Origin of the sequence: Prosthecobacter sp. (assembly GCF_044222345.1) — a bacterium.
Lineage (GTDB): Bacteria > Verrucomicrobiota > Verrucomicrobiia > Verrucomicrobiales > Verrucomicrobiaceae > Prosthecobacter.
Window position 1 is genome coordinate 46,432 of sequence record NZ_JBGANL010000034.1, and the last position, 23,155, is coordinate 69,586.

General features: G+C 56.7%; 27 protein-coding genes and 1 tRNA gene. 19 read left to right on the forward strand and 9 right to left on the reverse strand.

Annotation, left to right across the window (positions count from 1 at the left end):
• The first annotated feature begins 34 nt into the window (after positions 1 to 34).
• A complete protein-coding gene (locus ACILSL_RS17695) occupies positions 35 to 175 on the forward strand; it encodes a hypothetical protein (RefSeq protein WP_395733385.1) in 141 nt (46 codons plus the stop codon).
• A 60-nt stretch (positions 176 to 235) separates the two neighbouring features.
• A complete protein-coding gene (locus ACILSL_RS17700) occupies positions 236 to 490 on the forward strand; it encodes a hypothetical protein (protein WP_395733386.1) in 255 nt (84 codons plus the stop codon).
• A gap of 2 nt (positions 491 to 492) precedes the next feature.
• Here the strand turns inward: ACILSL_RS17700 and ACILSL_RS17705 are convergent, their stop codons facing one another.
• Both ACILSL_RS17705 and ACILSL_RS17710 read right to left on the reverse strand, forming a co-directional pair.
• Positions 493 to 723 carry a cytochrome C oxidase subunit IV family protein gene (locus ACILSL_RS17705; protein ID WP_395733387.1) on the reverse strand — a complete coding sequence of 77 codons (231 nt, stop codon included), beginning with the start codon at positions 721 to 723 and terminating at the stop codon, positions 493 to 495.
• Complete coding sequence (locus ACILSL_RS17710; protein WP_395733388.1) at positions 720 to 1,304, reverse strand: cytochrome c oxidase subunit 3; 585 nt, start codon at positions 1,302 to 1,304, stop codon at positions 720 to 722. Before ACILSL_RS17710 ends, ACILSL_RS17705 begins: the two co-directional genes overlap by 4 nt.
• Positions 1,305 to 1,452: 148 nt before the next feature.
• Here ACILSL_RS17710 and ACILSL_RS17715 point away from each other — a divergent pair, with 148 nt between their 5' ends.
• From ACILSL_RS17715 to ACILSL_RS17735, 5 genes are all read left to right on the forward strand, one after another.
• A complete protein-coding gene (locus ACILSL_RS17715) occupies positions 1,453 to 1,938 on the forward strand; it encodes a group III truncated hemoglobin (protein WP_395733389.1) in 486 nt (161 codons plus the stop codon).
• Positions 1,939 to 2,051: 113 nt separating this feature from the next.
• Positions 2,052 to 3,503, forward strand: a complete 1,452-nt coding sequence (nirK, locus tag ACILSL_RS17720; protein ID WP_395733412.1) for a copper-containing nitrite reductase — start codon at positions 2,052 to 2,054, stop codon at positions 3,501 to 3,503.
• A 3-nt stretch (positions 3,504 to 3,506) separates the two neighbouring features.
• Complete coding sequence (locus tag ACILSL_RS17725) at positions 3,507 to 4,796, forward strand: SUMF1/EgtB/PvdO family nonheme iron enzyme (protein WP_395733390.1); 1,290 nt, start codon at positions 3,507 to 3,509, stop codon at positions 4,794 to 4,796.
• The gene (locus tag ACILSL_RS17730) at positions 4,793 to 6,094 is read left to right on the forward strand and encodes an alginate export family protein (RefSeq protein ID WP_395733391.1); all 1,302 of its coding nucleotides are present in this window, start codon (positions 4,793 to 4,795) and stop codon (positions 6,092 to 6,094) included. Before ACILSL_RS17725 ends, ACILSL_RS17730 begins: the two co-directional genes overlap by 4 nt.
• Before the next feature lie 239 nt (positions 6,095 to 6,333).
• Entirely contained in the window at positions 6,334 to 6,810 is a 477-nt protein-coding gene (locus ACILSL_RS17735; protein ID WP_395733392.1) for a hypothetical protein, read from the forward strand.
• A gap of 202 nt (positions 6,811 to 7,012) precedes the next feature.
• Here ACILSL_RS17735 and ACILSL_RS17740 read toward each other — a convergent pair whose 3' ends face one another.
• The 6 genes from ACILSL_RS17740 to ACILSL_RS17765 form a co-directional block, all read right to left on the reverse strand.
• Entirely contained in the window at positions 7,013 to 7,477 is a 465-nt protein-coding gene (locus ACILSL_RS17740; RefSeq protein ID WP_395733393.1) for a hypothetical protein, read from the reverse strand.
• A gap of 327 nt (positions 7,478 to 7,804) precedes the next feature.
• Positions 7,805 to 8,995, reverse strand: a complete 1,191-nt coding sequence (locus ACILSL_RS17745; RefSeq protein ID WP_395733394.1) for a hypothetical protein — start codon at positions 8,993 to 8,995, stop codon at positions 7,805 to 7,807.
• Positions 8,996 to 9,113: 118 nt separating this feature from the next.
• Positions 9,114 to 10,241, reverse strand: coding sequence for a ParB N-terminal domain-containing protein (locus tag ACILSL_RS17750; protein ID WP_395733395.1), 1,128 nt, complete (start codon positions 10,239 to 10,241; stop codon positions 9,114 to 9,116).
• A 289-nt stretch (positions 10,242 to 10,530) separates the two neighbouring features.
• Entirely contained in the window at positions 10,531 to 11,838 is a 1,308-nt protein-coding gene (locus tag ACILSL_RS17755; RefSeq protein WP_395733396.1) for an SPL family radical SAM protein, read from the reverse strand.
• A gap of 436 nt (positions 11,839 to 12,274) precedes the next feature.
• On the reverse strand, positions 12,275 to 13,327 hold the full coding sequence (locus ACILSL_RS17760; protein WP_395733397.1) for an AAA family ATPase: 1,053 nt from the start codon (positions 13,325 to 13,327) through the stop codon (positions 12,275 to 12,277).
• Positions 13,324 to 13,572 carry a helix-turn-helix domain-containing protein gene (locus ACILSL_RS17765; RefSeq protein WP_395733398.1) on the reverse strand — a complete coding sequence of 83 codons (249 nt, stop codon included), beginning with the start codon at positions 13,570 to 13,572 and terminating at the stop codon, positions 13,324 to 13,326. Before ACILSL_RS17765 ends, ACILSL_RS17760 begins: the two co-directional genes overlap by 4 nt.
• 528 nt (positions 13,573 to 14,100) lie before the next feature.
• Here ACILSL_RS17765 and ACILSL_RS17770 point away from each other — a divergent pair.
• Both ACILSL_RS17770 and ACILSL_RS17775 read left to right on the forward strand, forming a co-directional pair.
• Positions 14,101 to 14,186: transfer RNA gene (locus ACILSL_RS17770), tRNA-Ser, on the forward strand.
• Between the two features lie 134 nt (positions 14,187 to 14,320).
• Entirely contained in the window at positions 14,321 to 14,626 is a 306-nt protein-coding gene (locus tag ACILSL_RS17775; RefSeq protein ID WP_395733399.1) for a GIY-YIG nuclease family protein, read from the forward strand.
• A 108-nt stretch (positions 14,627 to 14,734) separates the two neighbouring features.
• Here the strand turns inward: ACILSL_RS17775 and ACILSL_RS17780 are convergent, their stop codons facing one another.
• Positions 14,735 to 15,058 (reverse strand): hypothetical protein, encoded by a 324-nt coding sequence (locus ACILSL_RS17780; protein ID WP_395733400.1) that lies wholly within the window; start codon positions 15,056 to 15,058, stop codon positions 14,735 to 14,737.
• 95 nt (positions 15,059 to 15,153) lie between these two features.
• On the opposite strand from ACILSL_RS17780, the gene ACILSL_RS17785 reads away from it, so the two are divergent.
• The 10 genes from ACILSL_RS17785 to ACILSL_RS17830 all read left to right on the forward strand — a co-directional run bounded on the left by ACILSL_RS17785 (position 15,154) and on the right by ACILSL_RS17830 (position 22,998).
• The gene (locus ACILSL_RS17785; protein WP_395733401.1) at positions 15,154 to 16,236 is read left to right on the forward strand and encodes a mannose-1-phosphate guanylyltransferase; all 1,083 of its coding nucleotides are present in this window, start codon (positions 15,154 to 15,156) and stop codon (positions 16,234 to 16,236) included.
• 56 nt (positions 16,237 to 16,292) lie between these two features.
• Positions 16,293 to 16,784: a Holliday junction resolvase RuvX gene (gene ruvX, locus ACILSL_RS17790; protein WP_395733402.1), complete on the forward strand. Its 492-nt coding sequence runs from the start codon at positions 16,293 to 16,295 to the stop codon at positions 16,782 to 16,784.
• Complete coding sequence (gene truA / locus ACILSL_RS17795; RefSeq protein ID WP_395733403.1) at positions 16,759 to 17,598, forward strand: tRNA pseudouridine(38-40) synthase TruA; 840 nt, start codon at positions 16,759 to 16,761, stop codon at positions 17,596 to 17,598. Before ruvX ends, truA begins: the two co-directional genes overlap by 26 nt.
• 44 nt (positions 17,599 to 17,642) lie before the next feature.
• Positions 17,643 to 17,807 (forward strand): hypothetical protein, encoded by a 165-nt coding sequence (locus ACILSL_RS17800; protein ID WP_395733404.1) that lies wholly within the window; start codon positions 17,643 to 17,645, stop codon positions 17,805 to 17,807.
• Positions 17,808 to 18,148: 341 nt separating this feature from the next.
• Complete coding sequence (locus tag ACILSL_RS17805; RefSeq protein WP_395733405.1) at positions 18,149 to 18,391, forward strand: DUF350 domain-containing protein; 243 nt, start codon at positions 18,149 to 18,151, stop codon at positions 18,389 to 18,391.
• A gap of 16 nt (positions 18,392 to 18,407) precedes the next feature.
• A complete protein-coding gene (locus ACILSL_RS17810) occupies positions 18,408 to 18,980 on the forward strand; it encodes a hypothetical protein (RefSeq protein ID WP_395733406.1) in 573 nt (190 codons plus the stop codon).
• Positions 18,981 to 18,987: 7 nt separating this feature from the next.
• Positions 18,988 to 20,103 carry a glutathionylspermidine synthase family protein gene (locus ACILSL_RS17815; RefSeq protein ID WP_395733407.1) on the forward strand — a complete coding sequence of 372 codons (1,116 nt, stop codon included), beginning with the start codon at positions 18,988 to 18,990 and terminating at the stop codon, positions 20,101 to 20,103.
• A gap of 190 nt (positions 20,104 to 20,293) precedes the next feature.
• Positions 20,294 to 21,904 (forward strand): peptide chain release factor 3, encoded by a 1,611-nt coding sequence (locus ACILSL_RS17820; RefSeq protein WP_395733408.1) that lies wholly within the window; start codon positions 20,294 to 20,296, stop codon positions 21,902 to 21,904.
• Between the two features lie 235 nt (positions 21,905 to 22,139).
• The gene (locus tag ACILSL_RS17825) at positions 22,140 to 22,766 is read left to right on the forward strand and encodes a hypothetical protein (protein WP_395733409.1); all 627 of its coding nucleotides are present in this window, start codon (positions 22,140 to 22,142) and stop codon (positions 22,764 to 22,766) included.
• Positions 22,767 to 22,779: 13 nt separating this feature from the next.
• Positions 22,780 to 22,998 carry a hypothetical protein gene (locus ACILSL_RS17830; RefSeq protein ID WP_395733410.1) on the forward strand — a complete coding sequence of 73 codons (219 nt, stop codon included), beginning with the start codon at positions 22,780 to 22,782 and terminating at the stop codon, positions 22,996 to 22,998.
• Positions 22,999 to 23,155 lie beyond the last annotated feature (157 nt).

Sequence of the window (23,155 nt, forward strand, 5' to 3'; positions counted from 1 at the left end):
AAATACGACGACGGCTATCCCACTCCAATTCCACATGAAACCCGGCGTTTACAAAGACGATGCTGCGCTCGAAGGCAATGGCCCCTCGACGAAGGTTCACAGAGAGGCCCACAAAAGTAACGAAGAGGCTAATAAAGCCTACGAAGCAAAGAAGGCCTCTGAAATGGCGAAGTGAAGTAACTCTTCGGCTCCGTATTACCGGGGAATTGACACTTGGCCCTACGCCGCGCATCGCGTGTTGCGCAACTCCACGCTCGAAGCATGGGAAGACGCAGGCTGCCCGCCATCAGGTCGCCGACCGGGAGAGGGTGACCGCATCGCTAGCGAAGAAGGTGGGCGCGACTTCTTCCGCTACGACGACGTGCCACCGCGTTCCACAATGCTAGGCAACCCCGAAGCGATTTGTTGGTATGCCGGGATGATTTGTGAAGCAATCCACGATCTCCTTACCGTCAAAAAGTTGATGGCACGGCTGAAGCTGGCGGTGTGAGATCAGGCCAGAAACACGGCCAGGCCAAGGATGAGGGCCAGAAGACCCGCAAGGCCAGCGCTCCAGCGAATGGCAGCGTGTCGCAAGTCCATGAACTGCCATGCGACAAGTGCAAACTTCACCCCTGCCACCAGCAGGATGAAACGACTGGCTGTGACTCTTTCGCCAAGGGCAAAACTAAGCCCGGTCAGCAGCATGAGCGCGGCCCAGATGAAGGTGTTGGCGCGTGTCATAGCAGGTAAATGACGGGGTAAACCAGCAGCCAGATGAGATCGCACATGTGCCAGAAGATGCCGCTGCTCTCGACATCCAAATGCTCCTCGCGGTGATAGTGCCCGTGACGGATGCCACGCGCCATGAAGGCAAGCAGCACCACGGCCGCGAGAACATGAACCAGATGGAAACCCGTCAGAGCATAGTAAAACGTGAAGAACACATCCCTGCCGAAGCCGATGCCATGCTGGACTTTGTCAACATACTCGATGCCCTTGAGTAGCGTGAAAACGAGGCCCGTCATGATGGCGGCTGTCACCCAGCGGAGAGATTGGTTTGGTTTCCCACACCTCAGAGACCCGAGGCCGTTTGCCATGCACCAGCCACCGGTCAAAAGCAGCAGTGTGTTAGCGAAGGCCAGCGGCTGGTTCAGCAACTCCCGCCCGGCAGCAAACTCCGCAGTATGGTCTCGGCCCTGGGCTAGAAAGGTGATGATGCCAGCCCCAAAGGTGATGACCTCCAGGAAGACCAGCAGCCACACGAGCACACCGCCCGGCGGCTCCCAGGCTTCGGTAGAGGCGGTTTGATAGGAAGTTTTCATATCGTGTAAAGAGTGCTCCGTGCACTTCACTCTCATAACGCCAGTTCAATGCCATTGGCTATTACGGAACACGGGTTCCGCAATTGCGGCGCATACCTTGCCAGAACGTGCGGAGCAGCCATTTGAGAATGCTGCATGATGTCATTGCATGACTCCCGAAGACCCCGTGAAGAAACCCGATCTCCAAGGCCGACCTGAGATCGTAAAGCTTGTGAATACCTTCTATGATCGTGTGCGGGCGGATGCGGTGCTCGGTCACATTTTTGATCAAGTGGCGCAGACGAATTGGGAAACTCATTTGCCAAAGATGTACGCCTTCTGGGAGACGGTGATGTTCCGCAGCGGAGGATTCACTGGCAACCCGCTCGCTGCTCATGCGAAACTGGTAGCTCTCACGGACATGGGCCGTGACAAGTTTGATCATTGGCTCAAGCTCTTTTGCGGAACCGTGGACGACCTTTTTGTCGGCGAACATGCCGATCACATCAAGAACTGCGCCGCTGACATGGCGAACGTGATCTTCTCACGCATCAACCAAGTCCCCGACCCGCGCTTCGACCCCGCCAACCTCACTCCCGAGCAGCGCGAGCGCTACGCCCGCTACAAATCCCAACCACAACCAGCCACCCCATGAAAACAACATCGCGACTCCTCCTGACGGGTCTTGTCACCAGTTTGCTCACTCAATGCGGAGACCAGGAACTCAGCCCCAACGAAAAAATGTCCCAGGCGACCTTCATCAAGGCGATGGACTCCTACGGCACAGCTCCGGCGGCAGCGTCCGCACCTACAGGTGACGCGCTGGCGAATCCCACCAAGCAGCAGGACAAGCCTGTCTCCGGCACGGAAGACGCGGTGCTCACCGACGCGCCGAATGTGCCGCCTCCGATCACGCGCGATCATCCCACGAAGGTCACTATCAAGCTCGAAGTCGTCGAACTGGTAAAGCGCATGGCCGATGGAGTGGACTACACGTTCTGGACCTTCGGCGGGAGCGTGCCGGGCAAGTTCATGCGCATCCGGCAAAACGATGAGGTGGAGTTTCACCTCATGAATCGCCCGGACAGCAAGATGCCGCACAACATCGACCTTCATGCCGTGACGGGACCGGGAGGCGGGGCTGCGGCCTCCTTCACCGCACCGGGTCACGCCTCCGTGTTTTCGTTCAAGGCGCTGAACCCCGGCCTCTATGTCTATCACTGCGCCACCGCCCCGGTGGGCATGCATGTCGCCAACGGCATGTATGGCCTCATTCTCATCGAGCCCATCGGCGGCATGCCAAAAGTGGACAAAGAGTTCTATGTCTTCCAATCTGAGTTCTACACCAAAGGACCGCATGGTGAGGCCGGATTGCAGCCATTCAGCATGGAGAAGGCGCTCACGGAAATACCGGACTACGTCGTCTTTAACGGCTCTGTCGGAGCCATGGCAGGTGACAATGCCGTGCAGGCTGCCGTAGGCGAAAAAGTGCGTCTCTTCGTCGGCAATGGCGGCCCAAATCTCGTGTCGTCCTTCCACGTCATCGGCGAAATCTTTGACAATGTGTATCTCGAAGGCGGCGCGAAGCCCGCGCAGCATCAGGTGCAGACCACGATGATTCCGGCTGGCGGCTCTGCCATCGTCGAGTTCGGGCTCGAAGTGCCAGGCACCTATATCCTCGTCGATCACTCGATCTTCCGTGCGTTTAATAAAGGCGCAGTCGGCATGATCAAGGTCAGCGGCCCCGAGAACAAGCTCGTGTATTCCGGCAAGCAGGACGACCGCATCTATCAGATGGAAGGCAGCACGATCCAGAGCATCGCGCAGGCATCCACTCAGCAGGCTCCGGCCGCGAACAAAGAAGAGCGCATCGCGCGCGGGAAAATGCTCTACACCAGCATCTGCATGGCCTGCCATCAGCCGGAAGGTCAGGGCATCCCCAAAGCCTTCCCTCCAGTCGCCAAGTCGGATTACCTGAACGCCGATCCGAAGCGTGCCATCGCCACCGTGCTGCATGGCCTTCAGGGCAAAGTCACCGTCAATGGCGAGACGTATGAGAGCATCATGCCGCAACTCGGCCTCAATGATGAGCAGGTCGCCAACGCGCTCACCTATGTCTATAGCAACTGGGGCAACAACGGCACTGAAGTGCTTCCTGCGATGGTCAAAGAAGTCCGTGCCACCGTCCCACCACCCGCCGCAGCTCCTGGAGCGCATTGAGTCATGAGACACGCGCTATTCGCTCTCCTGCTTGTGCCAGGTGTCTTGTTTGCAAAGACACCTGAGCCACCGCCGGGCATGGTTTTCATCCCCGGCGGAGAGTACAAACCTCTCTACGCCAAAGAGGCCACGCCCCGCACGGCACCCGCGTTCTTCATGGATGCCTTGCAGGTGACGAATGCGCAGTTCCTCGATTTCGTTGAGGCGCATCCCGAATGGCGGAGGACTCAAGTGCGCAGCGCACAGGCGGACAGCAACTACCTCAAGCACTGGGCAGGAGATCTGGATCTCGGTGCCCAAGCACCGCCACAGGCGCCAGTGACGCACGTCTCATGGCATGCGGCGCAGGCCTACTGCCAGTCACAGCACAAACGTCTGCCCACGCAGGACGAATGGGAGTTCGCGGCACGCGCTGACGCAAAAAGAATCGATGCCAGCACCGATCAGGCCTTTCTAAAACTCCTGCTGGAATGGTATTCCAAGCCCGCCACCTCTGCGCTGGAGAGCGTGCAGTCCGGCATCTTGAATGTCCACGGTGTGCGCGGTCTGCACGGCCTCGTGTGGGAATGGGTGCATGATTTCAACAGCAGCATGATCGTCGGCGACTCACGCGGCGACGGCTCCATGGAGCGGAAGCTCTTTTGTGGCGCGGGCTCTCTGCTCGCAGCGGATGTGAGCAATTACGCCGCCTACATGCGCTTCGCTTTTCGCTCCAGCCTCAAAGGAAACTACTGCGTCGGCAGCCTCGGCTTTCGGGGTGCAAAATCGGTCAGCTCCAATGCGAAGGACGTCACACGACCTGCCACCTTCAAGACACCTTATGATCTTTCGGGCGAGTGGCGCACGCAGACTGACAAGCCGGTCATGCTCGCCAGTCTGCGCGGCAAAGTGCGTGTCGTCACCATGGGCTTCACCCGCTGCAAGTTTGCCTGCCCGCGCATCTTTCATGACATGCAGAAGGTCGAGACTGCGCTCGGAGCGGATGCGAACAAAGTCGGCTTCACCTTCCTCTCCATCGATCCCCAGCATGACACTCCGGCCGCCATGGCCGCCAAAATGGCCGAACTAAAAATGAGCAGCGAACGCTGGACCTTTCTCACCGCGCCTGATGACACCGTCCAGCAGCTCGCCGTGGCCTTGAACTTCAAGTTTCAGCTCGTCGAAGGCTTCTTCGCCCACTCTAACCTCATCGCCGTGCTCGATGAAGACGGGAATGTCATCCACCGGGAGGAGTCGCTCGGTGCCGACATCGAACCCACTGTCAACTCGGTGCGCCAGCTTCTGAAGCCATGAAAACTCGACTCATCCTCGCCACTGCGCTGGCGTTCCAACTCTCGACACATGCGCAAACCGCCGCCGCGACTAACCCGCTTTCCTTTACCGATGGTCGCGTCGTGTTCGGCCTCGAAGACCAGACGCGTTTTGAATACCGCTACAACAACTTCGACTTCAACAGCGGCCTGCGAACCATCAATGACGACTCCTGGCTGCTGAACCGTTTTCGGCTGAGCATGCAGTTGAAGCCTGCCGACTGGCTCACGTTTTATGTTCAGGGACAGGACGCGCGTGAGATCGCCAGTGACCGCTCCGACATCCCCGGCCTGCTCGGCGCGGAGGGCGACAATCCTTTCGATCTACGTCAGCTCTATGTCGAAATAGGTGATGCCAAGGTTTCCCCGCTCTCGCTCAAAGTCGGCCGCCAAGTGCTGCTCTACGGCGATCAGCGCCTCATCGGCCCCTTGGAGTGGAGCAACATCTCCCGCACCTTCGACGCCGTGAAACTGCGCTACACCGGCAAAGACGGTCTGTGGGTCGATGCCTTCATTTCTTCCGTCGTCGTCATCGACCGCTTCGGCATGGACGACAGCGACAAAGACTCTCTCCTCTCTGGACTCTATGCGCATCTGCCCAACCACGGTGTTCAGGACACTGAGCTGTTTGCCTTCTACTTTGACGACACCAACCGCAACGACCACTTCCTCACCCTCGGCACTCACTGGAAGTCCATTCCCGGCAAACTGGGCCCTTGGGATTACGAAAGCGAATTTGTGGGTCAGGCAGGCAAAGCGGGAGGACGTGATCTCCTCGCCTTCGCCAGTTACGTCGAGGGCGGCTACACCTTCCACGCCCCGATGAAGCCTCGCGTTGGCCTCGAATACAGCTACGCCAGCGGGGACGGCAATGCTGCGGACAACAAGCAGGGTGCTTTCCAAAACCTCTTCCCCACCAATCATCTGCACTATGGTTACATGGACGCCTTCTCCTGGAGCAACATCCACAACATCGCTCTGCATCTCAGTGCCAAACCAACCGTCAAGGTCACCACCAGCCTAGATTACCACGTCTTCTGGCTCGCCAACACCGCCGACACTTGGCGCCGCGCCAACGCCACCACCACCGTGCGCCCCGCCAGCCCCGCCGCCAGCAACTTCGCCGGAAGCGAACTCGACGTCCTCGTCACCTACGCTGCTTCGAGCCATCTTACGCTTACCACCGGTTACTCGCACTTTTTCGTCGGCGATTACCTGAATGCCACCGGAGCCAGCAGTGATGCCGACTTTGTTTATCTCATGACCAGTATCAAATTTTGATTCGGTAATTGGCAAACTTTTCATCCTGATTAATCTCAACTCCATCAAGTGTAGAATCGGAGGCATAGCGCAATCCCTTGGAGGTGGTTCAATTCATCAGCGACGGTTTTGTGCCGATGAATGAAATGTGTGAGCATGCCGGAATGAGCAATCGCCAGATCTACGAGCGAACCAAGGCTGTGTTCGAGTATTTCAAACTGCTTTTTGATACGGGTCCACCCCAAAGGTAATCTGAACCAATGCCCTCCCCCCTCCAATCCCTCATCACCAAAGCCACTCGCTACGCTCGTTTCAACATGAAAATGAGTGGTTCGCTAGCTCCGGTGATGCTGTCTTCAACAGACAAGGGTATCATTCTGTTTTGCCCGAACAGTTTGAGCGATACGGGGGCCAAGGACGATTTCGCCAAGAAGGTCCGTCTGATCACTGCCTCGTATGGTGCTTCTGCGGTAGTGCTCATTGTGGAATCCTGGATCACAAAGGCCAAGGCAGACGAGCCACTAGATGCGTTAACACCACCTTCCGAATCATATGACAGGGAAGAAGTCTTGGTGCTGATCGGTCAGGCTCCCCAAGAAAAAATCACTCACTTCCTGCCCATCCATCGGCTCGGGAACGGCAAATTCTGGAATCTAAGTGATGCTGAAGACATGCCCGCAGATAGTTTTGAAGGAAGATTCGCTGGCATGCTTCCACCCAAACCCGTCGATGAGTAACCACGGCAGATGGGAAAAATGCTGCTTGAGGCGATGGGGGTGAAGGTGAGCATGCTGAGATAAAGCCATGCTCAGCACAACAAAAGAAGGTTGGTGATGGCGGGCAGCTTGTGTAAACATTTTCACAAGCACGCAAAAACAGAAAACCCCCGCGTGACGAATCACATGGGGGTCTTTCCGTTGGCGTCTCGTTATCGAATTGTTACGCCGCTTCTTTGAGCTGTTCAATCAGTCCACCACGCTTTGTGACCTGTGAGACCATACAGAACGGCTCCGCATGGTTTTTGCCATGATGATGTTCGATTTCAATATCAACCGGCTGACCAACAAGAACGTTCAGGGCTTCAGGAATGATTTCACCCGCCAAATTAATGACTTGGTGAATATCATCGCCTAGAAGTTCCGTCAGATCGTTGATGATCTGCTTGGAATCCTTGACCTTGTATCCTTTTTTGGCCAAGTATTTCTTCGTCGGATGGAGCAGTGATGTGGCTTCAAAAATCAGCCTCAATTCACACTCTTCTTTATCTGGGACGCTACTATTGATCAGGCGTGCGTCCGTAATCTTTGCCTGGTGGAATCCTTCAATGAGGACCCAGCTTACCATTTTCTGTATCTTGAGCATATCTTCTTTTCTCTTGCGACGTAGCAGGTTTTGCCACGCCATCTTTTCCTGAAAAGCTGTGTGTCATTTTTTCATCAGTCTTATTACCGAGGTCCAAATCTCCATCCAGATTTATGCCTGGAGTGGTTGATTTGAAGATAACTTTTTGCACGCGATCCATGTAAATAACCTACCACAACACGGGATCAATGTACAGCAGATTCTAAGAAATGTTCTGTGTATTTGGAATTCGCATGCAGCTTTGTTTTTTTCGCTTTGGCTCATCATCAGGGAATGCCCCGTAGGACGCACGCAAGGCCTCCAGAAACGCTTCAAATGCTTTCCGAGTATGGTGGACAGCGGAAAGCATTCAAAGTGCTCAGATTGCCTCTAAACGCGATTCCCTCTGGAGGCTCTTGTTCGCATCTCTCGAACTGTTTTGTTGGCTGCATTTGAAACCTTGGAGCCAATATACTGTCTTTGACACTGAGGTTTAAGATTCCCTATGCGGACGATTTTTTGGAACTGCCCAACAGCTGCGGAATATGAATCGAGGAACTCTCTCATTTCCAGATTCAGTTCGCGAAGCCTATGACGACCACATTGGATGAGTGCTGAGGTGTAGGGTTCTTGAAGCTTGATCGCCTTCGTTTGATATTTGATGACGTGCTCAAGATCTGTTCTGGTATGCAACGCGCGATTATGAAGTGATGGCACCAAATCAACACCTTCCGTCTCCGCGATGTAGGTCGAAATGGTATTCAACCTGTCCACCGTCAATGCATCACCTGAAACAAGGATATGCGAATGAGGCAGAACGCGCAGAGGGAGAAAGCGAAGAATTGCCAACTCATGAACGATATAGGCACCTTCGATCAAGCCTTCGTTGAATGCCCAACGAACAGCGCTTGCATTGGCTAACCAGTAATTCCGAAGATCAGCACTGTTTGTTGAATCAAGCGGAAGTCCACCATCAAAGGAACAGGTGAGATGGGAGAAGTCAGCTTTGTTGAACGCTGGACCATACCGGAGTGTTGAACTCATTCCCCGGTAATAGGCACAGCGAGAACACAGATGCCAAAGCCGACATGGACGCTTGCCTGATGAGAACTGAGCGCCACAATAGACGATCTTCTCAGCGCTCAAAAACCCAGAAGCAATGATCGGGTAAATGCTCTCGAAGTAGTTTCCCTTGTTAAAATCATCCGGGAAGTCTTGATGTTTGATGGTGATGCTCCGGATCAAAGATTGCTGATCCTCATCGAACAGAGCCAAATTTTTAACCATCTCCGCACTGTCACACCAGTTTAGGTCTTCTTTGAATTTTGGTCTCTGAACGATTAAAGCGGATGAGTTGGAGGTGCGGGTTGTTTCTTGAGCATTGGACAGGATAGATGAAGTCGAGCTGGTGGATGTGGATGATGAACCAGGGTCAACGGATGCAGGATAATCAAATGAGGGAGAGGAGAGAGGAGTGCATAATCTATCTCTTAGATCGTTCTCCGGGTTTTGAATCGAAGTTGGTATTTGTGATGCAGTGCTCAAGGTGAATGAGCGCTCTTTGTTTGAAGTGATTTTCATAGAACTGACAAGGGGATGCAGGTCGGTCACCATCGCCGACCTGCTGATTGATGCTCATCTCTCAGTGGTTTTTATATTCAACACTGATGGCGAGAGCTGTTTTTTTTCTTGGCTGCTGTTATCGAGTGAGAATCTCCGCTTCCCTCAACACATCGGTGAGTTCGTCCAAGCGTTCATTCCACTCATCTCTCTGTTTATCAGTCACAACATCAGCTTTGAGATCTCCCAAATATTCCACGAGCTGCTCAATGGCTTTCATCGCCTGTCCATGCTTTGAGATCGTTGGAAACTCACCGGACGAACTATATGGCGATTCAGATGCATCAGCCTTTCCAGAGACCACCGGCTTGTTGGTGGCCGCTTTCGCGGGTGACTTCTTTACCTTTTGAGACGGCTTAATTGCACCCAGCGAGACGGCCTTCAAGAATCCCGAGTTGATGCTCTTGTTTAGCGCGGCTCGGATTTGTTGGACCTCCTCTGTTTTGCCATTTTTGCTGAGAGCGCTAATGGCATTTACAGTCTCGACCAAATGTTTGGCTGTCACACCACTTTTGCCAATGGCATCGCCTGTTTTGTCACGGGAACTGCCGTTTGCCAAAGAGGCCTTCGGGTCGTTCTTGCGCTGGGCACCCGACTGCTGACGCTGTTTCGCGAGCTGTTCCTCAATCTGCATTCGTAGGCGAGCCTCGTTGCCCAGCATCTCATTGGTTTTTGGCCGTTGACGATTGCTTTCCAACAAAGCGGCCTGTGACTTGAGTTCGCTTTCATAAGCACGAATTATCACTGGAACGTGCGACAGCCCAAGTTTCTTTGCCGCTTTCAATCTGCGGTGTCCTGCCACGAGTGTTTTAGCAGGCGTTGCAATGAGTGGCTCCTGGAAGCCATTGTCCTGGAGGGATGACACCAGGTCTTGGTCGACCGGTTCTTCACCGTAGATCTCGACATTTATCGGGTTGGGTTTCAACAGCGTAATGTCAATCTGCAGGATCTCTTCTGCCTTTGTCGAAGCTTCTGCGGCCGTCACGGACACATCGATAGATCCAGATTGATCTACCGTTCCCAGACCCGTGACCGTTGACGATGCAATGGGCACTGACTTTGTTGAGCTTGATGACGATGCGCTCTTTCGCGAATCGACCATAACGTACTCAGCATCGATCACCTCATCTTCGGTGTTCTCGGCGGAGTTACGGTTGGTTTTATTTTGTGGTTTTCTTGATTTCGGATGATTCAATTCTGTGGACATAATGCTTCTTTTGAGGCGCAGCCCATCCGTCCCGTTTTAGGAATGGTGATGCGCAAGTTTGAGCGGGATCTGATTGACCGCCTATTGGCAGGTATCCGATGTTTTTGTTAACCTGCGCGATCAGCCCGGTATCATTAAAGGGCGATGCACAGTGAAGGTGTGCCTATCTTGGTGATAACCTTCAGTGCGGGACACTGCGCGTTTTTTTGATCTTAGCGAGTGTCCGGAATGAGAAACACAAATTTACTTCAAATCCGTTGAAAAGCAAGCGGAGACTAAAATTGTTTCATCAAGCAGCTTTCAACAATTGTGTCATGAACTCTGGAAGCTGTTGACGGACCCATTGGCTTGGCTGCTTACCCGGCCATTCACTGATCCGCTCATGCCAAGAGTCTATCCATGAGTCAACAGCCGCGAAGTCGGTATTGAGCTGATTGTTCATCGCATTTCTTTCAATGGCGCTCAGCTTTCGTCCTGTTGTCGCAGCTTCGCCACGCATAACCATTTTCTGAAATCCTGCTTTCGATTTCAAAGATTTATCCGGCCAAAGATGCAGACGATCAGCTACCTCCTCTTCTTCCGCGATCTTTTGAACCAGGCATAATTGACTCAGAGCATACTTACGCCAAGCCTCCGGCGTAGCAAAGACCTCTGTGTTGAGTGCGCGCCCAATTGATCTAGTGTGTGCTTGAATGCGGGCCACATTATCAGCACGGATGTTGATGGGTTCGTGGAAGATTGTGACCGCGCTAAGGCTTTTCACTGCTCGAAGAGTGGTTCGGATGTCCGCTTCGGTACACTCTGGGTAGGTTGGGGCGATAGCAACGTAAACATGTAGTCCGGCCTCCTTTGCCTTCTGAAGGGTTTTCAGCCGCTGTGAAGGTGCAGGTGCGTTCGGTTCGTAGATACGCGCCAGATCGTTATCCAGCGTTGGAAGACTCATCCCGAAGACAAGGCGATCGCCGAACGTTTTGAACAAGTCAAAGTCTTGTGTCGCAAGCGGACTGCGGGTCAGAATCCGGACGTTGAGCGTGGAATAGTCCCGGATACGACGAAGCGAGTTGCGGACGAGACGTAGGCGATCTCGGTTCAGTTTCGCCGTCTCTTCAGCGTTGCGGCCTTTCAAGACCTGATATGGATCGGTCATGGTGCACAGCATCACGGCGCGGTTTCCATCCGGATTCAGTTCGTCCAATCCAGTGGTCTCTGCTTCGTGCAGCGACTTGTTGAATCTCCCGCCGTCCCATGGTCGAAGCAGGACATATTCACCCCATTCGGCATCAGGATCAGTGATGCCGAATTCACGGAGCTTTGACGCTTGCTTGTTCGTGGAGGTATCTGGGACATAGCAGTAACGGCAGCCATGATTGCAGCCGACCGCGATATTAAGGCTCCATGTTGAGAGGCTCTTGAATCGGAAGTTGTTTTTGTTGATCGTGACCGGGTTCGTCCAGACACCATTGATGTGCTGAGCTTGTTGCTTTTCGGTGGTGCTTTCCGCACCTACGTTGACTGCCTCGGTAATTGTGATAGACGAGGATGCAGCAGGCTGTTTCCCCGAGTTGGTCAGGAGTTGAATTTCGATAGGGACGTTCATAGAATTGATGTTTTTAATGTAGGAGGGGTCGTTCAGGCTGCCTTTCGAACCTCTGCCATAGACGCGGGTGTCCTGTATCAGAACGTTGGCATTGGGTAGCTCTGGAATGGTTCAGACCATTGGCCATTCCGGCAGGTGATCGTTCCTTTAATCAGCGGTAACGATCTGAGACTCACCCCCATCGGCAATCGACGGACGGATCATCTCCAAGAAGGGCCGGCGCAGACCAAACTGTCTGCATCTTTGCCGTTACCAATTCTTGCCACTGCCAGACGGGCAGCGGATGAGTAAATATAATTTCTGTCGGCAGAAGATCCAGAGGCCATGAAAATATTTTCATGACCTCCGAGCCCCTGTTTTCCATTTCCATTTTCCACGAACCCCAAAGGGACGGAAAAATGGTGGCCGCCAGACGGGCTGACGACCACCGTTTCACTTACACTTTGATCGACCGGAAAAGGCGATCAGCGCCACGCACAATGGTCTGGGTTTGAGCATCTTTGATGGCTTGATAAGCCTTCGACTTCGCGCACCCTGATTCTTCCATAATCACTTCCAAAAGGTCTTGGCGATTAAGCGGTCGATCAGCGACAAACCCCGCCACTTGTTCTGGGGTGAGCAGAAGACGCCCAGCTGGTTTGCCGGACATCTCCTGCTTCCACACGTCGAGACGAAACGACGGATCTCGTTCAAAGAGAAGGGTCTCCGGATTCCGCACTGCTCCAAACGGCTCAAAATCAGGGCCATTGGAATTTTTACCGCAGGCAACGAGGATTTTGGAGCTATCATCGGGAGAGCCAGCAGCGATGTTGAACGTGCCACGCGACCAGCCATGAAGCGCTTTTGAACCACGCCCATAGTTTGAGCGACTGGGTCCAACGGCGTCGAGGTAGGCTCGTCCATCGGTGCGGGTGTGATGCACAATGATGATGGCGACATCTGGATTGGCTTCCTTGGCAAGCAGTTCAAGCTCGTGAAGCGTGTCCAACATGCCGTCATCTGTGTTGAGGTTCTTTTGCGCAAACGCGTTGAGCGGATCAATGAACACGATGTCAGGCTTTGTTTTGGAGAGCAAACGTGCAACGGCGTTGGCATTCCCCCCCTTCATTCGAAGGGCTGAATCCTGGGATTGTTCGAGCGTGTGAATGCTCAAATGCTCGTCGATCCTCCGTTTCTCATCGTCAGTGAAACCGGAGAGTTGACGCGTGAGCTGGGAAGCAAGCCGGCGGTTGGAATTTTCAGCCTGTAGGATGAGGATGTTTTTGTCCTCACACCCCACTGGAAGATCCAAGAAGGGAGTGCCGAGAATGCAGCTGTACGCCAACTGCGTAATGGTCATGGATTTTCCAATTCCTGCAGGGCCAATCATGGCTGCTCTTTGCCCCTTGGCAATGACGCCATCTGCGACGTAATTGTCGGAGGCAGGGAAACTCATCTCCAGCAGCTCTGATGGGCTTCGAACGGTGAGATCTTGCGTATCCGTATTCATGACTCACCTCCTTCGCACACAGCAGAGGTGGTACGAAGAAAGCGATCAAGCTCTTCGGTAGAGATGATGACATGCCGGAAGGCACGAGATGGTTTGATCAGCCCACGCGAGATGGCTCTGCGGAGGCTGACGGTTGAGACTCCCAAAAGGGAGGCTGCTTCTTTGAGTTTATAGGCGCGACGGCCCGGAGTTTCATTCTTCATTTTTTGCGTGCTCGACGCTGTGCGTCTGCCGCCGTCTACCATCTGAAAAACTGTTTTTGGCCAATGGAATCCCAGCCACGCCAATGGGCGCTTTATCTTTTGTGCAGACCAGTCTTTGCTGGCCGAATGTCTGAATATGGAGCATCTGAATTTTTCGATCGGGGCTCAAGGCGGGTCCAAGGACCAACATCGAACTGCATCAATGTGAATGCGACAAGCCGGGATTGCAACCGCGCACGGGTTGATCTCGTCACAGGCGTTCAAAATGATGAATCGCCCCACCGCTTCCGCTGATACTTCTTTGTATACGCGGGGGATGTTAACTGGGCTGTTTTGACGCCATAGCGCGCTTGATGGATAAACCTGTGCGGCTCGTTGCTGATGGACGGGTGTTTACGAGAGTGGAGGCGACCTCGGATAAAATCGCGCTAAGACTGGACTGAATCACCGTGTCTTAAGAGCCTTCCCAGTTCCACCTCCACCGTGGAGATTGCACGAAAATGACGCGTCCGAGGCACGCGAATGTGCCTCAGCATCGTTTTTGAAATCGCTTTAAACATCTGATATTCAGGAGATTAAGGTGTTGAAAACCGGCTGACTCGAAATCAGACGTTGTCGTAAGGCAACCGAGGGTTCGAATCCCTCCCTCTCCGCCATTTTTTGTCGCCTAAGCGACAAAAAATGCCCTCCGTAGCTCGCAGAGCGAAGGACGGGCCACCGCCACTAAAACAACCACTCCTCAAGAGAGAGACTCGCCCCTCGCAAGTCTTCTCATTCAATCTGAGAAACCATGTTCTACGTGTACCTCCTCCGCAGCGAATCCTACCCTGCAGAGGTTTACACAGGTTACACCGAAGACCTCCGCCAGCGCCTCGCAGAACACAACTCAGGAAAGTCTCCCCACACCAGCCACTACCGGCCTTGGGTTCTCGAAACTTACCTCGCCTTCTCCGATCGCAGCAAGGCTCAAGCCTTCGAACGCTATCTCAAAACAGGCTCAGGTGTCGCATTCGCCAATAAACGCCTGCGTTCTTCCGCCGCAGAGCGGCGAAAAAAATGCCCTCCGTCTTGTCCTCCGTGGGCTTTAGAGGAGTAACCTCGCAGAGCGAAGGAGGGCCAGCGCCTTCTTCAGGTAAATGAATGGCAGGTTTCCCAGAAAACGAGAGCATTGGCTGCTCTTCATTTGGCAACCTTCTCCACCCTCTTACCTCTTCGCCACAAACGGCTCCGGCGTATCCGCAAAAAATTCGCCCACATCCCCATCCGGCATGCCGTGGTTGCGAATGCCTTCCAGCCTGCGGCGGCTGCCGCGCTCGCTGCCCGGACGATTGGCCGTGCGTTGCACCAGCTCGGTGACCACCGGCGCGGCGATGGCAGCGCTGGCGGCCAGCAAAGTCAGCGCGATCACATTCGAAGATCCACGCCGCATCCCCCGGCCAAACAGAATGCCCAGCGCACACCCGGCAGCGGCAGGTGCAATCAGTGAGGCATAAGTTTCGTAGCTGGGAGCGGAGAGGCTTTCTTTCATGGGTAAACATAACCCCTCCACGAGAATCACCAAAGAGGAATTTGCCCGCGTCTTGCTTTCCGGCTAAGGGAGGCCCGTCCACAAAAAACCTGCTCATGTCACAAGCCGCACCCAAAAATCGTTACGCTCTCATCCTCGCAGGCGGCAGCGGCCAGCGCTTCTGGCCCATCAGCCGCGATGCTTTGCCCAAGCAGTTGCTCAAACTTTTTGGTGAGAAAACCCTCCTCGAACTCACCATCGAGCGTCTCGACGGCTTGGTCCCCAAGGAAAACATCCTCATCCTGACCAACAAGCAGCAGGAAGCCTCCGTCCGCGCACTCGTGAAGGATCTGCCCGCAGAAAACATCGTCGCAGAACCTGAGAAGCGCGACACCGCTCCCGCCATCGCCCTCGCCGTCGGCTGGGTCGTCACTCGTGACCCCACCGCCACCATGATCGTGCTCCCGGCCGATCACCTGATCAAAGATCATGCTCAGTTTCAGCGCGTGCTCTCCAACGCCGCCCTCGCTGCCGAAAACAGCGGCAGCCTCGTCACCGTGGGCATCACCCCCACCTGGCCCTGCCCCAGCTACGGCTACGTCGAGCGCGGCCGCCGCGCCAGCATCGGCGGTCTCGATGACCTCCCCGTCTGGGAAGTCGCCCGTTTCCGCGAGAAGCCCAATCCAGACCTCGCCGAGCACTTCATCAGCCAGGGCAATTTCCTCTGGAACGCTGGCATGTTCATCTGGACCATCCCCGCCATTTTCAGCGAGCTCAGCCGCCACTGCCCCGTGCTCGCCGATTTCATCTCCGAACTCCGCGGCTCCAAGGACTTCAGCGCCACGGTTGACAAACAGTTCGGCAAGCTGCCCAAGCTCTCCATCGACTACGCCCTCATGGAGCGCGCCTCCCGCGTGCTCAACATCGAGTCCACCTTCGACTGGGACGACGTCGGCAACTGGACCAGCGTCGGCCGCTATCTCGATACCGACAGCGATGGCAACCAGCACAACTGCGCCCTCTCGCAGCAGGATTCCCTGAACAACATCGTCTTCACCCAGACCGACCAGCATGTGGCTCTCATTGGCGTGCAGGATCTCATCGTCGTCGCTTCCAAAGATGGTCTCCTTGTCGCCACCCGCAACAAGGCCGAGAACATCAAAAAAATCGTCGACGGCCTGCCCAAAGAGCTTCGCTGATCTGTCTCCGACTCTGGCATCTAACAGCCAGTATCCAGTATCTAGCCTCCAGTCCCATGCCCCGCATCCTCGCCATTGATCACGGCACCGTGCGCATCGGTCTCGCCCTCAGTGACGAGACCGAGATCGTCGCCAGCCCCTTCAAAACGATCGATGCAAATCACGAGCCCGAGCGCACCCTCGCCCGCATCGTTCAGGAAAAGCGCATCGGCAAAATCGTCATCGGCATGCCTTACCGCATGAGCGGAGAACGCGGCAGCGCCGCAGAGCGCGTCGAAAAATTCGCCACCAGCCTCGGCAAGGAGCTGCAGCACTCCGTCCCCATCGAGTTCGTCGATGAGCGCCTCTCCTCCGTCGAAGCCGAGGCCTCCATGTCCCGCGCCGGCATCACCGGCAAAAAGGAGCGCAACGAGATCGTCGATCAGCTCGCCGCCGTCGTCATCCTTCAAGAATACTTGAACCAGCAGCGCGGCCCCGAGGGCTTCCTGCTGCCCGACGCCTCCTACGAAATCCCATGGACCGATGAGCCGAAGCGACGTCGAAAGTAAAGCAGGCAGGCATCATGGCCCCGAGCCAGGATTCAAACGTCTGCGCTTCACCGTCGCTTATTGCGGCACCCCCTGGCGCGGCTGGCAGAGCCAGGAAGGCGGCGGCGGCGTGCAGGACGAAATCAACACCGCCATCCGCAAAGCCACCCGGATTCACACCCATGTCCAGGGCAGCGGCCGCACCGACGCCGGCGTCCACGCCCTCGCCCAGACCGCCCACTGCGATGTCCCCGACACCGTCCGCATGAGCACCGAGGCCTGGGCCCATGCACTCAACGCCTGCCTCCCCCTCACCATCCGCATCCTGCACGTGGAGGAATGCCCGCCCCTCTTCCACGCCCGCTTTGACGCCGTCGGCAAAACCTACCGCTACCGCATCTGGCGCCCCCGCATGCTCTCCCCCTTTGAAGCCGACCGCGCCTGGCACGTCTACGGTCCCCTCGATCTAGACGCCGTCCGCTGGTGCTGCGAAAAACTCATCGGCACCCACAATTTCGTCCGCCTCTCCGCCAATCGCGGCGACATGCCCGAAACCGAGCGCCGCCAGCGCACCGAAAAAACCACCCGCACCATTCACCGCGCCGAACTCCGCGAAGAAGGCGACCTCCTCGAACTCGAATTCTCCGGCGATGGCTTCCTCTACAAAATGGTCCGCCTCATCGTCGGCAGCCTCATGCACGTCGCCCGCGGCCGCGAACCCAAAGAATGGTTCGCCTCCCTCCTCTCCGACCCCACCGGCCCCCAAAGCAACCAAACCGCCCCCGCCTGCGGCCTGTATCTGGTTGAGGTAAACTATTCAAACGAGACCCCTTGAGTCTCCCGCCTTGCCACTCTCAAGCAGGCGGTTAATCTCTCGGCATGACCGCCACCCAGGCCGCATTGCAACTGCCCGAAGGCAGTCTCTGTACAGATGAAATCTTGGATGAAGCAATGCGTCGTGATGCCGAGATCGAGTCAGGACAGGTTCGTGAAATATCACACGAAGAATTCACCGCAGGACTTCATCTGCCCAAGGTCGAGTGAACCTATCTTGCCGCTCGTTCATCCGAGATGATGTGAATGAGATTTCATCGTGGAATGGAACGTCGCAGGCCAAAGCGCCCCGGAGCGCGGACTTCCAGTCCGCAGCACTCCGCGTGAACCCATGCCTCCACACGTCTCTTCAGCATCGCAGCCTCCAGCGCACCATCCCATTGGCACATGCAGCGCGGATCACTTTCCGCTCTGCGCACGAACCCCGCAAACTCGAAGCTTTCCCACCACCCCCAATAAAATTCCACCCCCCTTGTAATTTCCCTTTCCACCCTCTGCGGCTCTTTCATAGGCTCACCTCCACCGCCCCCCATCATCCATCCTCCCAGCCCATGCCCCTTCTCCCCTCCCTCATACTCGCCGAATACTCCATCGCCCACGGCCTGGAGCTCTTCATCATCTTCGGCTTCGCCGGCATCCTCATGGCCATCGCTGGCTACAAGCTCTTCGACAAGCTCACCCCCGGCAATCTCCACGCCGAAATCTTCGAGCACAAAAACGTCGCTGCAGCCATCCTCGCCGGCAGCGTGATCATCGGCGTGTCCCTGATCCTCGCAGCCGCCATGAGCAGCTAATTCGCCCTTCCGTCGCATGAAACGCAGCAATGTCATCATCCTCACGCTGGCTGGCGTGGGCTTGGGTGTCACCGGCTACAATCGCATGACCGAGCCGGTGAATGTACACAGCACCGCCGTGCTGCCGCCCGAGTCCCTGAGCCCTGCCATGCGCGCCAGCCTCCCGCCCTTTTTCGCCGGTAATGACGTCTCGCGCCAGAGGCCGCCGCACAACGCCTACGACCCCCAGCTGGGCTACTATCATCAGCCCTGCGCCGCATGGTTCCCCTATCCCTACGATCACTACGATCAGCGCTGGGGTTACTACCGCTGCGGCAGGTGGTCGCGTTATCACAGCACCAAGGCCTACCCTTCATCCTCCACATATTTTCGCGGTGGCTTGACAGGTTCGGGTTCGTCGCACAGCACGGCTCCCTCCACTCCCATGAGCCCTCCGTCGGTCAATAACGACTACGCACGGCAGCCCACCGGAGCCCCCATCCACACCGGCGTCCCCCAGAGCCAGGCCAGCATGACGCGCTCCGCCTTCACCACCCGGGGCGGCTTTGGCCGCACCGGTGGCTTCTCCGGCTTTTTCTCCGGCTCCTGATTCTTCCGTGCAACGCATCCCCGAACCACCCCGCCCCGACTGGCAGGCCCAGGTCGAAGCCCTCGGCCTCACCTTCCACACCGCCGACGGCCACCTCTACTGGGACGAATCCGCCCACTACCGCTTCACCAGCCCCGAAATCGACCGCCTGGAACAGGCCACCGCCGAGTTGCAACGCTTCAGCATCGCCGCCGCCGAGCGCGCCATCCGCGACAACTGGCGCGACCGCCTCGCCATCTCTCCCCAGGCCTGGCAGGAAATCATCCACTCCTGGGACCGCGACGATCTCTCCCTCTACGGTCGCTTTGATCTCATGTGGGACGGCTCCGGCCAGCCCAAAATGCTCGAATACAACGCCGACACCCCCACCAGCCTTCTCGAGGCCTCAGTCGTGCAGTGGCAGTGGCTCCAGCAGACCCGCCCCCACGCCGATCAGTTCAACTCCATCCACGAAAAACTGCTCGCCGCCTGGCCCGCATGGCCCCAGCAGCAGATCCACTTCTGCGCCCAGCGCGATTCCGAAGAAGACTGGCGCACCCTCCTTTACCTCATCGACACCTGCCGCCAGTCAGGCAAAACCACCATCGACCTCGCCGTCGAAGATCTCGGCTGGAATGCAGGCATGCAGACCTTCGTGGACCACCAAGACCACCCGCTCGATCTTCTCTTCAAGCTCTACCCCTGGGAATGGATGTGGCTGGAGGACTTCTCCTGCCATCTCCCCGGCCGCTGCCAGCGCTTCATCGAGCCCGTCTGGAAAATGCTCTGGAGCAACAAAGCCTTCCTCGTCCTCCTCTGGGAAATGTTCGAAGGCCACCCCAACCTCCTTCGCACCGCCTTCAAGCCCGACGGCATGCGCGACCACGTCGAAAAGCCTTACTTCAGCCGCGAAGGCACCAACGTCCGCCTCATCCAAAACGGCAGCCTGCTCGAAAGCACCGACGGCCCCTGGCATGCCCAGCCCAAGGTCTACCAGGAGCTCCACCCCGCAGTCACCTTCTCCGGCCACCATCCCGTCATCGGCTCCTGGATCATCGGCGGCGAACCCGCCGGCATCGGCATCCGCGAAGACACCTCCCTCATCACCTCCAACACCAGCCGCTTCATCCCCCACTGGTTTTAAAAAACCGCCGCCTCACCACAGCGCACTCATCAAGCTGATACGCTGTCTTTGCACAGCCTCGTAACTTCAAAAATCAAAAATCGATTGCTCATCAATCGTCAATCACGCACGCCCACAATGCTCGTGCGCCGGAATTCGCATTTGAAACCCACCCTGCTCTGCGGCATGAACACCACCCCCCTGTCCCCCCATGCCCCACGAAGCCCAAATCGCCCGCCGTCGTTCCTTCGCGATCATTTCGCACCCCGACGCCGGTAAAACGACGCTCACCGAAAAGCTCCTGCTCTACGGCGGTGCCGTCGCGCTCGCGGGTTCCGTGACCGCTCGCAAAAACCAGCGCGCCACCACCTCCGACTGGATGGAGCTCGAAAAGCAGCGCGGCATTTCCGTCAGCTCCACCGTCCTCCAGTTTGAGTACAAAGACAGCGTCGTAAACCTCCTCGACACCCCCGGTCACAAGGACTTCTCCGAAGACACCTACCGCGTGCTCACCGCCGTGGATGCCGCCATCATGGTCGTCGATGCCGGCAAAGGCATCGAGGCCCAGACCCGCAAGCTCTTCGAAGTCTGCCGCCGCCGTGGCGTCCCCATCTTCACCTTCATGAACAAGCTCGACCGCCCCGCGCGCGAGCCCCTCACCCTCCTCGACGAACTCGAAACCGTCCTCGGCATCGGCGCCTGCGCCATCAACTGGCCCCTTGGCCTCGGCCAGCAGTTTCGCGGAGTCTACGACCGCCGCAAACACGACGTCCATCTCTTCGAGCGCACCGTCCACGGCGCCTACCGCGCCCCCGAAAAAGTCGGCGGCCTCGATGATGAATTCGTCGCCAAGCACACCGTCCCCGAAGCCCTCGAACAGGCCAAGATGGAGCTCGAAATGCTCGACGGCGCAGGCCATGCCTACGATCGCACCAAGATCGACCGCGGCGAGCTCACCCCCGTCTTCTTCGGCAGCGCCAGCAACAACTTCGGTGTCCAGATGCTCCTCGATGGATTCCTCGAACTCGCCCCACCGCCCGAACCGCGCATGGCCGCCGACGGCCGCGTCATCGAGCCCACCGATGAAGGCTTCTCCGGCTTCGTCTTCAAGATCCAGGCCAACATGGATCCCCGCCATCGCGACCGCATGAGCTTCGTCCGCATCGTCAGCGGCAAGTTCGAACGCGACATGCAGGTCACCCACACCCGCACCGGCAAAATCGTCCGCCTCGCCAACTCCCAAAAACTCTTCGCCCAGGATCGCGAGACCGTGAACGAGGCCTACGCAGGCGATGTCGTCGGCATCGTCGGCAATCACGGCTTCGGCATCGGCGACACCCTCGCCACCGATCCCAAGCTCAAGTTCGACGAAATCCCCCGCTTCGCCCCCGAAGTTTTCGCCTACCTGCACAACCCCAGCACCGCCCACTACAAACGCTTCCGCGACGGCCTTGAGCAGCTCCTCAGCGAAGGCGTCGTGCAGCAGTTCATCCAGCCCCATGCCGGGCAGCGCGTGCCGCTTCTCGGTGCCGTCGGCCCTCTCCAGTTTGAAGTCGTGCAGTTCCGCCTCGAAAGCGAATACAACGCCCAGAGCCGCATCGAAAACGCCCCCTACACAGTCCTCCGCTGGGTCCGCACCAAAGACGGCGGTGCCATCGAAGACTTCGACATCCCCGGCGGCGTCACCACCGCCCAGGACAGCGACGAACGCTGGGTCGTCTTCTTCTCCGACCAGTGGGCCATCAACTACTTCGAACGCCGCAACCCCAACGCCGAACTCTCCGAAATCCCCTGGGATGAAGTGGATAAAGCCAAGGTGTGATCTGATACCGCTCTGCGGTCAAAGTCCGACACTTCAAAAATCAAAAATCGATTGCTCATCAATCGTCACTCACTCACGCCCAAGACACCCTTGAGTTGAGAGATTACCCTCTTGTCTTTGGTCGATTCGCCACCCTCTGGAAAGCAAAGCCGGTGTCGCACCCCGTCGGGAATACGTTCCGCCCGCAGCATGATTTGATTTGCCCCCACGTCCCTCCATCCGCCATGCTCCCCGCATGACCGCCGATGAAATCGCCGCCGCGCTCACCCTCGTTCGCGAAGAGACCGATTTAAACTCCAAGTCCCTCCTCCTCGCCGGACTCGTCTCCGAACTCTTCCGCGAACGTGGCTTCGAACCCGTCATCGTCGGCGGCTCCGCCATCGAGTTCTACACGGACGGTGCCTACATGTCCGGAGACACCGACATCTGCTGGGCCGGCTGGCCGCAGCCAGACAATGACCAGCGCCGTGAAATCATGCTCCAGATCCCCGGCGTCAAATCCCACGGCGGCGGCAAAAGCTGGGGCATCGAAGGCCTCTGGATCGACCTCCTCGGCGAAATCGATTATCGCGCTGATAAAGCTCTGTCACGCTTCGACACTCCCCACGGGGAAGTGCGTTTGATTCCTGTTGAAGATGCACTCGTTGGCCGCGTTTATGCCGCCAGGAAGTACTGCAACGGCTACGATGAGAAAGACGATGACTGCGCCAAAAAACTCATGGCTGCTGTCCTTTCAAATCGGCTCCCCATCGACTGGAAAGAAGCCTATCGCGTCGCAGCCTGTTCAAAATACAACTGCGTGCAGGAGTTCGACGCGGTGAAAGCTGAGGTAGAGGCCGAACTGGCAAAATCCGCTTCTTGAGCTAACATTCCGCATGACCCCCTCGAAACTCAAATCCAGTCCAGACCGCACCTGGACTTGGGAGCAGTGGCAGGCCGGCCGCGCCGAGCGCCGCCGGGTGGGCAATCTCGTGGCTCCGAAAAACATCCGCCGCAAAAAGAGCGAAGGCGACGAATACCTCCGCGAAACCTACGACGGCGAGCGCGGCCCGCCCTTCAACAAGCCCTTTGATCCTTCCGCCGATGAGAAGTGAAAAGGAAGCAGCGATCAAAAAAACGCTTCTGTGTCGCTCAGTATTGGCCCCTCCGTTCGCTCCCTCAGCAAACGGTCATCATCTTTTTCCAGTCTGCTCCGCGACACATCAGCCCTGAAGGGGCTGCGTAATATAGCCCAGGGTTGCCGAGCCTTGG